The 12,903-nt window shown below is 57.2% G+C and carries 13 protein-coding genes; 6 read left to right on the top strand and 7 right to left on the bottom strand.

Annotation, left to right across the window (positions count from 1 at the left end; all coding sequences use genetic code 11):
• Positions 1–3: 3 nt before the first annotated feature.
• Both C1J03_RS01820 and C1J03_RS01825 read left to right on the top strand, forming a co-directional pair.
• Positions 4–678 carry a DsbA family protein gene (locus tag C1J03_RS01820; protein WP_114883106.1) on the top strand — a complete coding sequence of 225 codons (675 nt, stop codon included), beginning with the start codon at positions 4–6 and terminating at the stop codon, positions 676–678.
• Positions 678–1,793: a CaiB/BaiF CoA transferase family protein gene (locus C1J03_RS01825; protein WP_114883108.1), complete on the top strand. Its 1,116-nt coding sequence runs from the start codon at positions 678–680 to the stop codon at positions 1,791–1,793. The genes C1J03_RS01820 and C1J03_RS01825 overlap by 1 nt, the downstream gene beginning before the upstream one ends.
• Here C1J03_RS01825 and lpxK read toward each other — a convergent pair.
• The 6 genes from lpxK to C1J03_RS01855 form a co-directional block, all read right to left on the bottom strand.
• Complete coding sequence (gene lpxK / locus C1J03_RS01830) at positions 1,790–2,785, bottom strand: tetraacyldisaccharide 4'-kinase (protein WP_114883110.1); 996 nt, start codon at positions 2,783–2,785, stop codon at positions 1,790–1,792. The two genes, C1J03_RS01825 and lpxK, sit on opposite strands and share 4 nt — an antisense overlap.
• Positions 2,782–4,014, bottom strand: a complete 1,233-nt coding sequence (locus C1J03_RS01835) for a 3-deoxy-D-manno-octulosonic acid transferase (protein WP_114883112.1) — start codon at positions 4,012–4,014, stop codon at positions 2,782–2,784. Before C1J03_RS01835 ends, lpxK begins: the two co-directional genes overlap by 4 nt.
• Positions 4,015–4,021: 7 nt before the next feature.
• Positions 4,022–4,264 (bottom strand): DUF4170 domain-containing protein, encoded by a 243-nt coding sequence (locus C1J03_RS01840; protein ID WP_114883114.1) that lies wholly within the window; start codon positions 4,262–4,264, stop codon positions 4,022–4,024.
• Positions 4,265–4,317: 53 nt separating this feature from the next.
• Entirely contained in the window at positions 4,318–5,097 is a 780-nt protein-coding gene (locus C1J03_RS01845; RefSeq protein WP_114883116.1) for a 3'(2'),5'-bisphosphate nucleotidase CysQ, read from the bottom strand.
• Positions 5,084–6,430, bottom strand: coding sequence for a TldD/PmbA family protein (locus tag C1J03_RS01850; RefSeq protein ID WP_114883118.1), 1,347 nt, complete (start codon positions 6,428–6,430; stop codon positions 5,084–5,086). The genes C1J03_RS01845 and C1J03_RS01850 overlap by 14 nt, the downstream gene beginning before the upstream one ends.
• Positions 6,431–6,567: 137 nt before the next feature.
• Positions 6,568–8,103 carry a DUF2125 domain-containing protein gene (locus C1J03_RS01855; protein ID WP_114883120.1) on the bottom strand — a complete coding sequence of 512 codons (1,536 nt, stop codon included), beginning with the start codon at positions 8,101–8,103 and terminating at the stop codon, positions 6,568–6,570.
• A 138-nt stretch (positions 8,104–8,241) separates the two neighbouring features.
• On the opposite strand from C1J03_RS01855, the gene C1J03_RS01860 reads away from it, so the two are divergent.
• The 4 genes from C1J03_RS01860 (at position 8,242) to C1J03_RS01880 (ending at position 12,324) form a co-directional block, all read left to right on the top strand.
• The gene (locus tag C1J03_RS01860) at positions 8,242–8,991 is read left to right on the top strand and encodes an SDR family oxidoreductase (RefSeq protein ID WP_114883122.1); all 750 of its coding nucleotides are present in this window, start codon (positions 8,242–8,244) and stop codon (positions 8,989–8,991) included.
• The gene (locus tag C1J03_RS01865) at positions 8,988–9,596 is read left to right on the top strand and encodes an enoyl-CoA hydratase/isomerase family protein (protein ID WP_114883124.1); all 609 of its coding nucleotides are present in this window, start codon (positions 8,988–8,990) and stop codon (positions 9,594–9,596) included. The genes C1J03_RS01860 and C1J03_RS01865 overlap by 4 nt, the downstream gene beginning before the upstream one ends.
• Before the next feature lie 212 nt (positions 9,597–9,808).
• A complete protein-coding gene (locus C1J03_RS01875; protein ID WP_114883128.1) occupies positions 9,809–11,140 on the top strand; it encodes a mechanosensitive ion channel family protein in 1,332 nt (443 codons plus the stop codon).
• Positions 11,137–12,324 (top strand): TIGR03862 family flavoprotein, encoded by a 1,188-nt coding sequence (locus tag C1J03_RS01880; protein ID WP_114883130.1) that lies wholly within the window; start codon positions 11,137–11,139, stop codon positions 12,322–12,324. Before C1J03_RS01875 ends, C1J03_RS01880 begins: the two co-directional genes overlap by 4 nt.
• On the opposite strand, the gene C1J03_RS01885 is transcribed toward C1J03_RS01880, so the two are convergent.
• Positions 12,306–12,896 (bottom strand): glutathione S-transferase family protein, encoded by a 591-nt coding sequence (locus C1J03_RS01885; RefSeq protein WP_114883132.1) that lies wholly within the window; start codon positions 12,894–12,896, stop codon positions 12,306–12,308. The genes C1J03_RS01880 and C1J03_RS01885 overlap by 19 nt on opposite strands.
• Positions 12,897–12,903: the final 7 nt, after the last annotated feature.

Genomic DNA, 12,903 nt, shown 5'->3' on the forward strand with positions numbered 1-12,903 from the left:
CACATGCAACGTAGAAACTTTCTGTATGCAGCATTTGCTGCTGTTGGCCTTGGTGGTTGGTACATGACCAGCCAGCGCGGCGCGACCCTGCCCGAAGACCTGCTTGCCGGACCTGCCAATGCGCAAACCACAGATGCAGATGTAGACACCTCCTCCATTGTCGACATGATCGCTGGCAATCCTGATGCGAAAATCGAAGTGATCGAATACGCTTCCTTTACGTGCCCACATTGCGCAGCGTTTCATGCAGGCCCGTTTAAGAAGCTCAAGGCCGACTTCATCGATACTGGCAAAATCAAGTTCATCTACCGCGAAGTTTATTTCGACCGTTTTGGCCTTTGGGCATCTTTGCTGGCACGTTGTGGCGGGCAAGAAAAATTCTTTGGCATTGCTGATTTGATCTACGTTGGCCAATCCCAATGGACCCGCGCAGGTGATCCTGCGGCCATCGTCGAAGAGCTGCGCAAAATCGGTCGTTTGGCAGGCATGGACAACGATGCGCTAGAAGCTTGCTTGCAGGACGGCGATATGGCGAAAACTCTTGTCGCTTGGTATCAAGAAAACGCCGAAGCGGATGAGATCGACAGCACGCCGAGCTTTATCATCAACGGCAAGAAATACGCGAACATGCGCTATGATGAGATGAAAGAGATCATTGAAACAGCGATTGGCAGCTGATGACCGCTCCACTTGCCGGCCTCAAAGTTATTGAGCTGGCCCGTGTGTTGGCTGGCCCTTGGGCTGGCCAAACCCTATCGGATCTTGGGTGCGATGTGACGAAAGTGGAAAGTCCTGCTGGCGATGATACGCGCCAGTGGGGACCGCCATTCGTAACCCGCGATGACGATACATCTGCGGCGTATTTTCATTCTACCAACCGTGGAAAAGCATCCGTTACGATTGACCTGAAAACTGACGAAGGTCAGGCTCAAATCAAAGACCTCTTGGCGGATGCCGATATCCTGATTGAGAACTTCAAAACGGGTGGCCTCGCAAAGTATGGGCTGGATTATGCCAGCCTTTCAGCGCTGTTCCCTAAGCTCATATATTGTTCGATTACCGGGTTTGGTCAGACCGGGCCTTATGCCCATCGGGCCGGATATGACTTCATCATTCAAGGTATGTCTGGCCTGATGTCCATCACGGGAGAACCAGACGCCCAACCCCAAAAACATGGGATGGCGATCACGGATATTTTCACGGGGATCTACGCGACCACTGCCATTTTGTCCGCTGTGCATCAGCGGCACACAACCGGCCGTGGCCAACATATCGATATGTCGCTTCTGGATTGTGCCGTCGCGATCACGGGTAATCAGATGATGAATTACTTGACCACAGGTACCCCGCCGACGCGCATGGGTAACGCGCATCCCAATCTTACGCCTTACGAAGTATTTCCGTGCAGCGATGGCCATCTGATCATCGCGACCGGCAATGACGGCCAATACCAGCGCCTGTGTGGGCTTCTGGGTCTTGGTGATATGGCGCTGGACACGGCGTTTGCCCACAATGCGGACCGCGTTGCCAACCGGCCCGACATGATTGCCCGGCTTAGTGCCGCCACAGCCCTGCGCAGCCGAGATGATCTGTTGGCCGCGTGCGAGGCAAACAATGTGCCAGCAGGGCCGATCAACAACATGGCGGATGTTGCCGTCGACCCGCAGGTGGTCGCGCGCGGTATGCAGATCGAGCTAGATGGCGTGCCGGGGATCAGATCGCCATTTTCATTCTCAGATGCGACATTGGCGTTGCACCGTCCGGCACCCAAACTGGGCGAGGATAACGGCTAGGCGCTGTCCTGTGCCAAGTGGTCCAACGCAGCAAAGAGCGCATTTTCTTCGGGCAATTCCAAGCGCACGGGCACAGTGATCACCTTGGCCCGGAACGAAGCAGGCAGCCGCACGGCATCTTTCTCCGTCGTGACCAACTGCGCGCCTTGGGCCCAAGCATCTGATTCCAGGCGTGACAATAGGGCGGATGTGAGCGGTTGATGATCCTCTAGCGGTTCGGCATGCACGATCGTCGCGCCGAGACGGCGGAGCGTGGCAAAGAACTTCTCAGGATGGCCGATCCCGGCAAAAGCCAGAACCCGCGTGCCGTTCCAGTCCATCCCGGTTTGAAGAGGGACCAACTCAGCCCGGATATGGCCTACATGCTCAGGTAAGGGCGTTACGTTAAACGTCATCTGGCTGAAGCTATCGCCAATCGATACAACCAGATCAGCGCGCGCCAAACCCACAGCTGCGGGTTCCCGCAGGGGCCCTGCTGGGAGGCACAGCCCATTGCCAAAACCCTTTGCAGCATCCACGACGACGATGCTCAGATCGTAGTTCAATGCAGGGTTTTGAAATCCGTCATCCAGCACGATAGCGGTTGCGCCTGCGGCTTGTGCTGCGTGCGCACCCGCGGCTCGATCAAGCGCCACCCAAACCTCGGCAAACGCAGCAAGCAGCAAGGGTTCATCCCCAACATGCGCCGCAGTGTGCTTTGAGGGATCCACGCGCACTGGGCCTTCAAGTGACCCACCATAACCGCGCGTGACGATATGCGGTTCGCTGAACCGGCGGCGCAAATGTTCAACCACAGCGATGACCGTTGGCGTTTTGCCAGTTCCGCCCGCATTGATGTTGCCGACGCAAATCACCGGCACATTCATCTTTGCCGGTGCGCCCTGGGCTAATCTGCGCGCGGTTGCCGCCGCGTAAATTGCGCCAAGAGGCTGCAAAAGGCGGGCGCGCCAGTCGGGCCGGGGTTGATCCCAGAATGCCGGCGCTCGCCTCATTTAGACGCTGCCCGCTCATCAAGCGCATCCTGCACCAAATCAATGACATGATCCGTTAGTTCTGCTCCTTGGCTGATCACGTCCCAACCTGCGTGTGCCATCGCAGCGGCTTGGTCGGGGGCGGTCAACCGGGATACCGCTGTACCAAGTGCATCGGCATCATTGACGATCCGCGCCGCGCCCGCCTGCGCCAGTCGAGAATATAGCGGTAAGTACCGCCCAACTCTTGGCCCATAGAGCACAGCAGACCCCAATGCCGCCGCTTCAAACGGATCGCAGACCTCCGTTCCGGGTATCAGTGAACTGCCCAAGAAGGACACCGGTGCGACCCGGTAAAATAGACCAACATCAGCAGGGTCATCCGCGATCAACACTTGTGTGGATTCGTCCGGATAGGGGCCGTCCCCCCAGCTTAAGACGCGAAATTCGTTTGCCTTCGCCTCAGCCATTACATCGGCTGCGTTTTGCCCATCCGCCGGGCGCAGCACCAACAAAAGCCTGTGGGATAGGCGCAGCGCTTGACGGTGCGCGTGAAACACGGTCTGCAGTTCGTTAGGTTGAACGGCATTTGCAAACCAAACCGTGCGTCCGACTACGGCTGCAGAAAAATCAGCGACGTCCTGATCTGGACAATTCAAAGCCTGACCGCCTGCCAGCAACGGTGATGTCACTTCAACCTGGTCACGGGTTAGTCCCAACTCTATCAAGCGTCGGGCGCTGGAGCTGGACCGTGCTAGTACAGCGTCAAAGGCTGGCAACATGTTGCGCAGGACATCAGGGAGCCACCGATCACGCCTTCCATCAAATCCACCCGTATCGGCGTCAATCAAAAACATGGGGCAATTCCGACCTGCGGTGGCTAGAACCAGATTGGGCCGCAGCCCCCCCCAAACCCAGATACAGGTATCGGGCTGCCAATGATCCAAAAACGCCGCCACGCTGTCGGGGTGTTCTTCGGGAACTGTTTCACAAAGCTGCCCGTCGAAAAATGCATCTGAACGGGAACGTTCGGGTTGGGTCTGTTCTGGCAAGGTTACCAACACATTGATGCCGGGCCGCGTCATGCGCAATCTTGCAGCAAGGTCTTGTATGGCCAACAAACTTCCCGGCTCAGCCGCGTGTACCCACAACAGCTCACCTAGTGGTCGCACTGGCCCCTCTGCCCTCGGACGGACCTCTCCGCGGCGCATAAGCGCGCGGTAGGCGGTCAGTCCGAGAGACCCTGCCATGTGTGGTTCAGTCCAATTCTTCGGTGGACGAGGCTGGTTGCTCTTCGTCGCGAAGCCGGTGCAGGTGTGCAATGAAGTAGCGCATATGTGCGTTATCGACCGTGCGCTGCGCTTCATTTTTCCAAGCGTCATAGGCGGTCGCGTAGTCTGGAAAGATACCTACGATGTGCAGATCATCGACATTCTTAAAGACGTTTTCACTGGGGTTGATCAGTTCACCCCCAAAAACCAAGTGCAGACGTTGTGTCATGGTATGTCCCTTTGTTCGGTTGCCTATTTCATTGCCTGCTGGCCTGCCTGCCGTCAAGCGGTGGCGAGTGCTGCAATCAGCGAAGCATGGGTGTCTGGTGCGCCTGCAACCACCCCATCAAGGAGTGGTTCAGCATTGTTAAAACGCAAATCTGATCCGATCCGGTCACTACAAATGCCACCGGCTTCAGTCACGATCAATGCACCGCCCGCGATGTCCCATTCCCAACTGCGCCGCAGGGTAAGCATTGCGTCAAAGCACCCTTCAGCCACCAACCCAAGTCGGTAGGCCAATGACGGTCTGTAGTGACGTTTGAATTCGGGTACGGCGCCTCGCCAATGCTCTGTGTCCAATGCGGGGCGGGCGGCAAGCACTTTGGCGTCAGACAATTCGCCTGTTCCGGCTGCCAAAATAGGTTGCCCATTGAGCGTAGATCCTCGGCCAAGCGCTGCCGCATAGAGCTTGTCGCGCAGAGGTAAATAGATCACGGCCGCCGTCACCACACCATGCTCAGCCACAGCAAGCGAATGCGCCCAGGTGTTAGAGCCTTCGACAAAGCTGCGCGTGCCATCGATCGGATCAACGATAAAGACCCGATCGCAATCAAGCCGTGCAGTGCCGTCTTCGGTTTCCTCTGACAGCCAGCCATAGTTAGGCCGCGCGGTGCAAAGCGTGTTCTGGAGCAGATCGTTGACCGCCAGATCAGCTTCCGTGACGGGACCAGCACCGCCGGGTTTATCCCAACATTTGGCCGTCTTGCCGACAAAGCTGGTGGCGACCCGTCCTGCGCAACGTGCCGTATCAATGAGAAGGGCGAGGTCAGCTTCCTGCAAGGGTCATTCCTGGCACCAATAGTGATGGCACCACGCGGCTTAGATGTGTGCGCGCATCGTTGGCTGGCACGAGGTTGCGTAGCATATCGCGCAAATTTCCCGCGATTGTGCATTCGTTGACAGCGTGCGTGACCTCGCCATTTTCGACCCAAAGTCCCGCTGCACCACGCGAATAGTCGCCGGTGTTGGGGTTGATTGTCGATCCTATCATCGACGTCACCAACAGCCCGGTGCCCATGTCGCGGATAAGGTCTGCGCGGCTGGCAGATCCTTGGGTCAGGGCCACGTTCCAGTTCGTAGGCGATGGACCAGATCCGGTGCCGCGCGCGGCGTTACCGGTAGATGAAAGGCCAAGCTGCCGAGCCGTCGACAGATCTAGCGTCCAGCCTTGCAGGATCCCGTCTTCAACGATCACCCGCTGGTTGGTCGGCAGGCCTTCGCCGTCAAAGGGCCGGCTACCGGCGGTGCGTGGCCGGTGCGGATCCTCAATGAGTGACATCCCGGCGGGCAAGACATCTTCGCCCATCGCACTGCGAAGAAACGATGCGCCGCGGGTAACAGAACTGCCGTTGATCGCGCCCAAGAGGTGACCGATCAATGTGGATGATACCCGTTCGTCAAAAAGCACAGGGTAGCTGCCGGTAGGGGGTTTGCATGCATCAAGACGCGCCAAGGCCCGTTCGCCTGCATTGCGCCCAATTTCTTCGGCTGTGCGCAGATCAGCCTGAAAGATGCGGCTGTCGCCATCGTAATCGCGCTCCATCCCCGTGCCGATTCCTGCAATCGCCACACAACTCAGCGCGCGGCCCGTACGGCGATATCCGCCGGAAAACCCGTTGCTGGCTTCAAGGTGAACGGAACGTTCGTCGTAAACAGCACTGGCAGATTGCACTTGGCTCACGCCTTTTACGGCGAGCCCTGCGGCCTCGGCGCGGGCGGCGTCTTCTTGTAGGACAGCGGGATCGGGCTCGGGTGCAGGATCAAACAATTCAAGCGCATCCAAATCCCACGACGTACTCAGCTGATCAGGATCAGCCAGACCGGCAAAAGCATCCTCTGGGGCCTCGCGGGCCATGGCGACGGCCCGCTCTGCCATTTCCAAAACCGTTGCAGCTGAAGTGTTGGAGGCAGAAACAACCGCCACCCGCTGGCCAACAAAAACGCGCAGCCCGATGTCGGTACTTTCCTCGCGCTCGGCTTGTTCCAACGCACCTGCGCGCACATCAACGGACACGGCCGTGCCGCGTACAGCCATCGCATCAGCGCTGTCTGCACCGGCCTTGCGGGCAGCCTGCAAAAGCGATCCGGTCAGTGTATCAAGGCGTTGGCTCATGGGGGAGTTCCTGTTCGGGGTTGGGTATCAGGTAGCGTTGCGGCCGCCTTACTGCAAGGCACCGTCCTAAAATGACTGAGTGCATCAAAAAGGGCGGCACCAATGGCCGCCCCTTTCGAGCAATTCAATATGCCGCGTTATTTGATCCGCTGGCCGTTTGCGAGCACCTGACCCTCGTTGGTGAACTCGATCGTGGAGTTCAACGTATCAGGTGTATCACCAGGTACCGCAAAAAGGCCCATCATCATGCGCGCGCCCATAGCCTGGTCTTCTGGGACGAAGCCCATCGCAACCAGCTTGTCCAACAACCCGTTACCGCCAAGCAGCGACAGATTAATCGCTCCAATTGGTTTTGGGATGCCAGGGAAGGTCACCTTATCTGTGTTGTCAAAGGTCACATCGCCGGTGCCGGTAAGTTTGGCCCCAACAGCGTCCAACACCAGTGAATTGATCTTGAGCGCATCAATTTCAGCAGGCTGTGCACCAGCTGCTGCCATTTGTTCGGCCGCTTTTTGGTCCAGCAAATCAAACAACAATTTGGCCTTGCCGGACATGTCCAACACAAGCGTTGCCGGGTCCCGTGGCAGTTGGCCTGAAGGATCGAAAAGCCCCCAGAGTATGTCCGACATTTCGAACTCGGTGAGGTTGAACGCCATGGCAAAATCCTGTGGCGTGTCTGACTTTGCCAGCGGCATTTGCATGCGGAACCCGTTCGACGCAATGCTTGCCGTGATCGGGAACGGGAAACTTGCGAATGTTGCGTTCATCTCAATGCTCTGTTTGTCGCCTGCGTAGATGATCCCTGTGTTGTCCATTTTGGCGCTGAAATTGCCGCCGCCAGCTTTAGCATCAATGGTGCCGCCCCCATTGGCGGGGTCTTCGACAACTATTGCTGTGGCTCCTGCGCCAAACTCAAAATTACCGTCAAAGGCAAACCCTGAATCCAGCAGGGCTTTGACGTCTGATGCATCCACGAGGCCGCGCGGGATCGTGCTTTGTCCGGCAAAGCTAACGCCTGCGGTCTGGCCTTTGATCCGTGCGCTGTTTGGCTCTTCTGGCGGTTTGACAAAGAACTCATAGCTAACGGGACCTGTGGTGATGCTTTGTTGATAATCACGCAGATCGCCGCCGGACGTTACTGTTGTTGAGACGATATCGGCGACACTTACCATGATTTTGGCGTTGCCTTCGCCGTAGACTTTGCCGTCGGCCTTCAATTCAACAAGCGCCAAACCAAAGCTGTCGGCGCTATAGTCGTAGGTCAGGTTTTCCAAAGTCCCACTGGCCACCATGTTCTGACCGGATTGGGTGTAGTTAAACGCTAAGGATACAGGGTGCTGCACATCCGGCGAGACGATATCCACCGTCATTGGCATCATATCGGGCATAATAATGTTTACGGACCCATCCCCATTTTCGGTAAAGGTCATGCTGCCCAGTGAAAGCGTCATCGTGCCCGCGTCATCACCCATACCCGCATTGATGCGGATATCATTCACGATCAGCTGTCCGCCACTTGCGGCCTCATCGGCGGTAATTTTGTATCCCATGCCCTGCATGTAGTCGCGCCAATCGCCCCAAACTTCGGCGGCTGTGACGTCCGCATGGGCGGCGGGACCAAACAGAACCAGCGCAAGGGCGGCTGCAGAGGCGAACGAACGAAACGGCTTCATCTAATTATCCTTTGGGCGTAAATTTTCCCGGCCAGAGTCCGCCAAAGGCAACCGGGCGTCAAGGGGTAGGGGTGGCCCCACACAGATGCCTGCGTTACTTAGCTCGAAACGAAATCACGTGGATTTGGAGTGCACCGCATGGATATGACGGTAAAAACAGTTCTTATTACGGGCGCAAGCCGGGGGATTGGGGCAGAAACCGCGCGGATTTTCGCGCAAGCCGGGGCAAATGTTGCTCTTCTGGCCCGTTCGCAGGATGCAATTGCGGAGTTGGCAGGCGAAATTGGACCGAAAGCCATCGCGATCCCCTGCAATGTTGCGCGTATCTCTGAAGTAGCGGCGGCGGTTGAGTTGACCGTGCAAGCCTTCGGAAGCCTCGATGTGCTGATCAACAACGCAGGCGTGCTTGAACCCATCGCGCATATTGCAGACGTAGATCCCGATGCATGGGCTCAGGTGATCGACATAAACGTGAAGGGCGTCTTCAACGGCATCCGCACAGTTTTGCCGGTGATGAAGGCACAAGGCGGTGGAACGGTCCTGACCATAAGTTCTGGCGCTGCACATGGCCCGATCGAAGCATGGAGCCACTACTGCGCCTCAAAGGCTGCTGTGAATATGCTGAACCGTTGTCTGGACAAAGAAGAAGGCGAACACGGTATCCGAGCGATTGGGCTTTCGCCCGGAACAGTCGCCACTCAGATGCAGCGCGACATCAAAGCATCCGGCATCAACCCGATCAGCAAACTGGCGTGGGAAGACCACATTCCCGCAGACTGGCCAGCCCGTTGTCTGCTGTGGATGTGCGGCCCTGAGGCGGACCGGTTCTGTGGCGACGAAATCTCGCTCCGCGATGAGGACATTCGCCGCGCCGTGGGCTTGATATGATCCAGCTGACGAAGGATGGCGGGGTCTGGAAGGTCACACTGGCCCGTCCGGACAAGGCCAATGCGTTAACAGAAGATATGCTGCGCCAACTGGTGGATATCATGTCATCTGCGCATGAGGCCCGCGCCGTTATCCTGACCGGCACTGGTCGTATTTTTAGCGCGGGTGCGGATCTGGATGCGGCGCGTGCTGGTTTGGCCACATCGGGTCTGTGGGAGGCGCTTTCTGGTGCGATCGCCGGGTTGCCGGGTCTTTCGGTTACCGCTCTAAATGGCACGCTAGCCGGCGGGGCGATGGGCATGGCGCTTGCCTGCGACCTGCGCATTGCGGTGCCTGAAGCGCGGTTTTTCTATCCGGTGATGAAACTGGGGTTCTTGCCGCAGCCCAGTGACCCCATGCGCATGTCGGCGCTCATTGGCCCGGCCCGCACCAAGCTGATCCTAATGGGTGGTCAGAAAATCAACGCCGAAGAGGCGTTAAGTTTTGGATTGATTGACCGGATCGTGCCTGCAGACGACTTGTTGGCTCACGCAAATGCGCTCGCAACTGATACCATCGCGGCAAAGCCGGAAATCGCGCATCAAATCAAGACGATGTGCCAATAGTTACCTAGATCAGTGGGATTATCGGCACGTCGCAAGCCGCCAACAACAAAAGGCTTGTGAGGATTGCGATCATGCGCATGAAACTGCTCCATTCTGGTATTTTTCACGAGCATCGGCGCTGAACACCGCAGCGTCAAGGCAGCGCGGGCCTTGATCCTTTTGCAGCGGGCATGCAAGAGAATGGGATCAATCACAACCGGGGCAAGCGCCACATGGAATTTGATCTCTCTACCCAACCAGAAATCGTCCAGCAAATCGCTGGATACGGTGTGCAAGGGTATGAGCTTGCTAAAGTTTGGCTGCTGAGCCCCGAAGCATGGTCACAGTTTGGTCTGCTGGTCGGCGCATATCTGCTGGCAGTTTTTGCGACCCGCCGCTTGCGTCCCGCGCTGGCACGGCTGATCGATCCGGGTGACAAGAACAGTATGTTCTCGCCGGGCCGGTTGTTTGTCCTGCGTTTCCTGCCGCTGCTCCTCCCGATTTTGGCTTATGCGTTTACCGGCATCGGCGAACAGATCGTCCGGTCGATCTTTGACAGTGGCACGGTGATCGCCTTTGGCAAACGCGTGTTCTTGTTCCTCGCTGCCCGTGCGTTGGTGCGCGACATCGTGACCGATCCGTTCTTGCAGTTGCTTGGCCGTTTCATCCTGATCCCAATTGTAGCGCTCTATGCGGTGGGGCTGTTGGATATTGTGACGCTTAAGTTGACGGAAACAACTGTAGGCGTTGGGAATATCAGCTTTTCGGCCATTACCGTTGTCCGTGGGATCATCGCTGGTTCATTGCTGTTCTGGTTGGGGCAATGGTCTAACAGCCAGAGTGCTGCGATGATTAAACAGCAGGAAATGCGCCCGTCCATCCGGCAGCTGCTGATTAAAACGGTTGAATTCGCAATCTTTGCCGTCGCCTTCCTGCTCTTGATGAACATCATGGGCATCAATCTGGGCGCACTTGCGGTCATGGGTGGCGCGATTGGTGTTGGCCTCGGTTTTGGCCTGCAAAAGATCGCGTCGAACTTCATTTCCGGTGTGATCTTGTTGATCGAGGGCCAAGCGACGGTCGGTGATTATGTCGAACTCGACGGGGGTGAAGCAGGCACGATTGTCAAAATGTTGGCCCGTGCAGCGATCCTTGAGACCCCTGATGGCCGTTGGGTTGTGGTCCCGAACGAAGATTTCATCACGACACGTGTGGTCAATTATTCCGATTCAGGTTCTGCCAACCGCTATGAAGCGCCGTTTTCAGTTAGCTACGACACCGACATCAACTTGATTCCACCGCTGATCGAAGCAGCCGTGGCTAAACACCCAGAAGTACTGGACCTGCCTTATCCTCCTGATTGCGAGCTGCGCGGCTTTGGTGACAACGGCATCGATTTCGCAGTGGAATTTTGGGTCAACGGGATCGACGATGGGCCTAATAAATATACCTCTGACGTTCTGTTTCTTGTCTGGAATGCGCTGAAAGAGGCCAATATCGAAATCCCCTATCCGCAGCGCGTGGTCGAAATCAAAGGCGGCCTGCCCGCCGGGATCGCATCATGAAGCGCGCAGTGGTCATAGGTGCTGGCCCCGCTGGGTTGATGGCTGCCCTTCGGATGGCACAAGCCGGACTTGCCGTCACCATCTGTGAGGCGAAACCGTCCGTTGGGCGTAAATTCTTGATGGCTGGCAAATCTGGCTTGAACCTTACCAAAGCCGAATCCCCTGAGATTTTCCATGCGGCCTTTGCCGAAAGCGAAGTGCCTTTGCGCCCGATCTTGGAAGCTTTTGACGCCAAAGCTGTGCAAGAATGGGCCACGGCGTTGGGGCAGACGCTTTTCACAGGTACGACAGGCCGGGTGTTTCCCCAAGCGATGAAAGCCTCGCCGCTTTTGCGCGCTTGGTTGGGGCAATTAGCTGATCTGGGCGTCGAGATACACACCCGCTGGCGTTGGTTGGGCTGGGAAGGCGCGGACCTTGCGTTTGATACGGCCACAGGCCCTCAAACGCTGACTGCTGATGTCGCCGTGCTGGCGCTTGGCGGGTCCAGCTGGGCGCGGCTTGGTTCTGATGGGGCATGGGCAGATATTCTGGGCAGCGCGGGCGTTGGACTGACGTCATTTGCCCCGGCCAATGCGGGCCTAATCGTGCCGTGGACAGACCACATGGTACCTCACGTTGGCACCGCACTTAAGGGTATCGCGCTCAGCAGTGGACAATACACTTCGCGGGGCGAGGCCGTGTTGTCGCGCGCTGGGCTCGAGGGCGGTGGTGTTTATTCTGTGTCGCGCGGCGTACGTGAAGGTGCACCGTTGGTCATTGATCTGTTGCCGGATCAGCCCCTGGATGTCTTGATTGCAAAGCTCTCAAAGCCTCGTAGTAAGGCGACCCTTTCGACTGTGTTGCGCAAAGCGCTCAAACTTGATCCGGCCAAGGCGGCTCTTTTGCGCGAAATGGCGCATCCGCTGCCCGCCGATCCAAACGCGCTGGCACGGCTGATTAAAGGGCTGAACATCCGCCACGGGGGCCTTGCCCCGCTGGATGAAGCGATCTCTACCGCGGGTGGGGTCGCTTGGAATGCTCTGGACGAAACCTTGATGCTGAACGCGCGACCGGGTGTATTTGTTGCCGGTGAAATGCTGGATTGGGAAGCGCCAACCGGCGGCTATCTTATCTCAGCTTGTCTGGCCACTGGCGCATGGTCCGGGCAGCATGCGGCTTTGATGGCTCAGTCCGCGCGGGACTGAGCGGCTTTAAACGCTGGCCGCTCACGCATCTCCTTGGCCCAAAGGTTGAGCTTGTTATCAACCCGTGGAAAGCCCGCGCCGATCGACCAGTTGATACAATGTACGGCCAGGAGATCGGGTACAGTGATCTGGTCACCCATCAGGAATGGTCCATTCAGCCGCGCTGATAGAAGATCCGCAGAGCGCAAGAATTCAGCCTTCAGACTGTCTTTGATCTCCGGAACCCGCTGATCTTTGGGAAAGACGAAACTATGCTTGGCCGCTGCCCACAGGACCGCGTCAAATTCATCAATGAGCCAAAACAGCGAGGCGTCTTGGTGCGCGCGGGCCGGAGTGCCGGCAGGTGCTGTCAGTTGGCCGTGCTTATCAGCAAGGTATTGCATGATTGCGACTGAATCAGTCAGCACGTCATCGCCGTCTTTCATGGCGGGCACCTTGCCTGTGGGGTTGTACTTCATGGCTTCTTCTGACCGGGGTGCCGCAGGGCTATGCTCATAAGAGAGACCCAATTCCTCAAGCATCCACATGACGCGAAATGCGCGTGATTTGACGGCGCCGATAACGGTATACATGAGCGTA

It is taken from the genome of Sulfitobacter sp. SK012 (assembly GCF_003352085.1).
Classification (GTDB): Bacteria; Pseudomonadota; Alphaproteobacteria; order Rhodobacterales; family Rhodobacteraceae; genus Sulfitobacter.

Bases quoted from the DNA above. Each gene is read 5' to 3' on its own strand.
- C1J03_RS01835 (WP_114883112.1), bottom strand. From the start codon at position 4,014: ATGGCAGGGTCTCTCGGACTGACCGCCTACCGCGCGCTTATGCGCCGC.
- C1J03_RS01820 (WP_114883106.1), top strand. From the start codon at position 4: ATGCAACGTAGAAACTTTCTGTATGCAGCATTTGCTGCTGTTGGCCTT.
- C1J03_RS01885 (WP_114883132.1), bottom strand. From the start codon at position 12,896: ATGTATACCGTTATCGGCGCCGTCAAATCACGCGCATTTCGCGTCATG.
- lpxK (WP_114883110.1), bottom strand. From the start codon at position 2,785: ATGAGGCGAGCGCCGGCATTCTGGGATCAACCCCGGCCCGACTGGCGC.
- C1J03_RS01880 (WP_114883130.1), top strand. From the start codon at position 11,137: ATGAAGCGCGCAGTGGTCATAGGTGCTGGCCCCGCTGGGTTGATGGCT.
- C1J03_RS01840 (WP_114883114.1), bottom strand. From the start codon at position 4,264: ATGACACAACGTCTGCACTTGGTTTTTGGGGGTGAACTGATCAACCCC.
- C1J03_RS01875 (WP_114883128.1), top strand. From the start codon at position 9,809: ATGGAATTTGATCTCTCTACCCAACCAGAAATCGTCCAGCAAATCGCT.
- C1J03_RS01865 (WP_114883124.1), top strand. From the start codon at position 8,988: ATGATCCAGCTGACGAAGGATGGCGGGGTCTGGAAGGTCACACTGGCC.
- C1J03_RS01855 (WP_114883120.1), bottom strand. From the start codon at position 8,103: ATGAAGCCGTTTCGTTCGTTCGCCTCTGCAGCCGCCCTTGCGCTGGTT.
- C1J03_RS01860 (WP_114883122.1), top strand. From the start codon at position 8,242: ATGGATATGACGGTAAAAACAGTTCTTATTACGGGCGCAAGCCGGGGG.
- C1J03_RS01850 (WP_114883118.1), bottom strand. From the start codon at position 6,430: ATGAGCCAACGCCTTGATACACTGACCGGATCGCTTTTGCAGGCTGCC.
- C1J03_RS01825 (WP_114883108.1), top strand. From the start codon at position 678: ATGACCGCTCCACTTGCCGGCCTCAAAGTTATTGAGCTGGCCCGTGTG.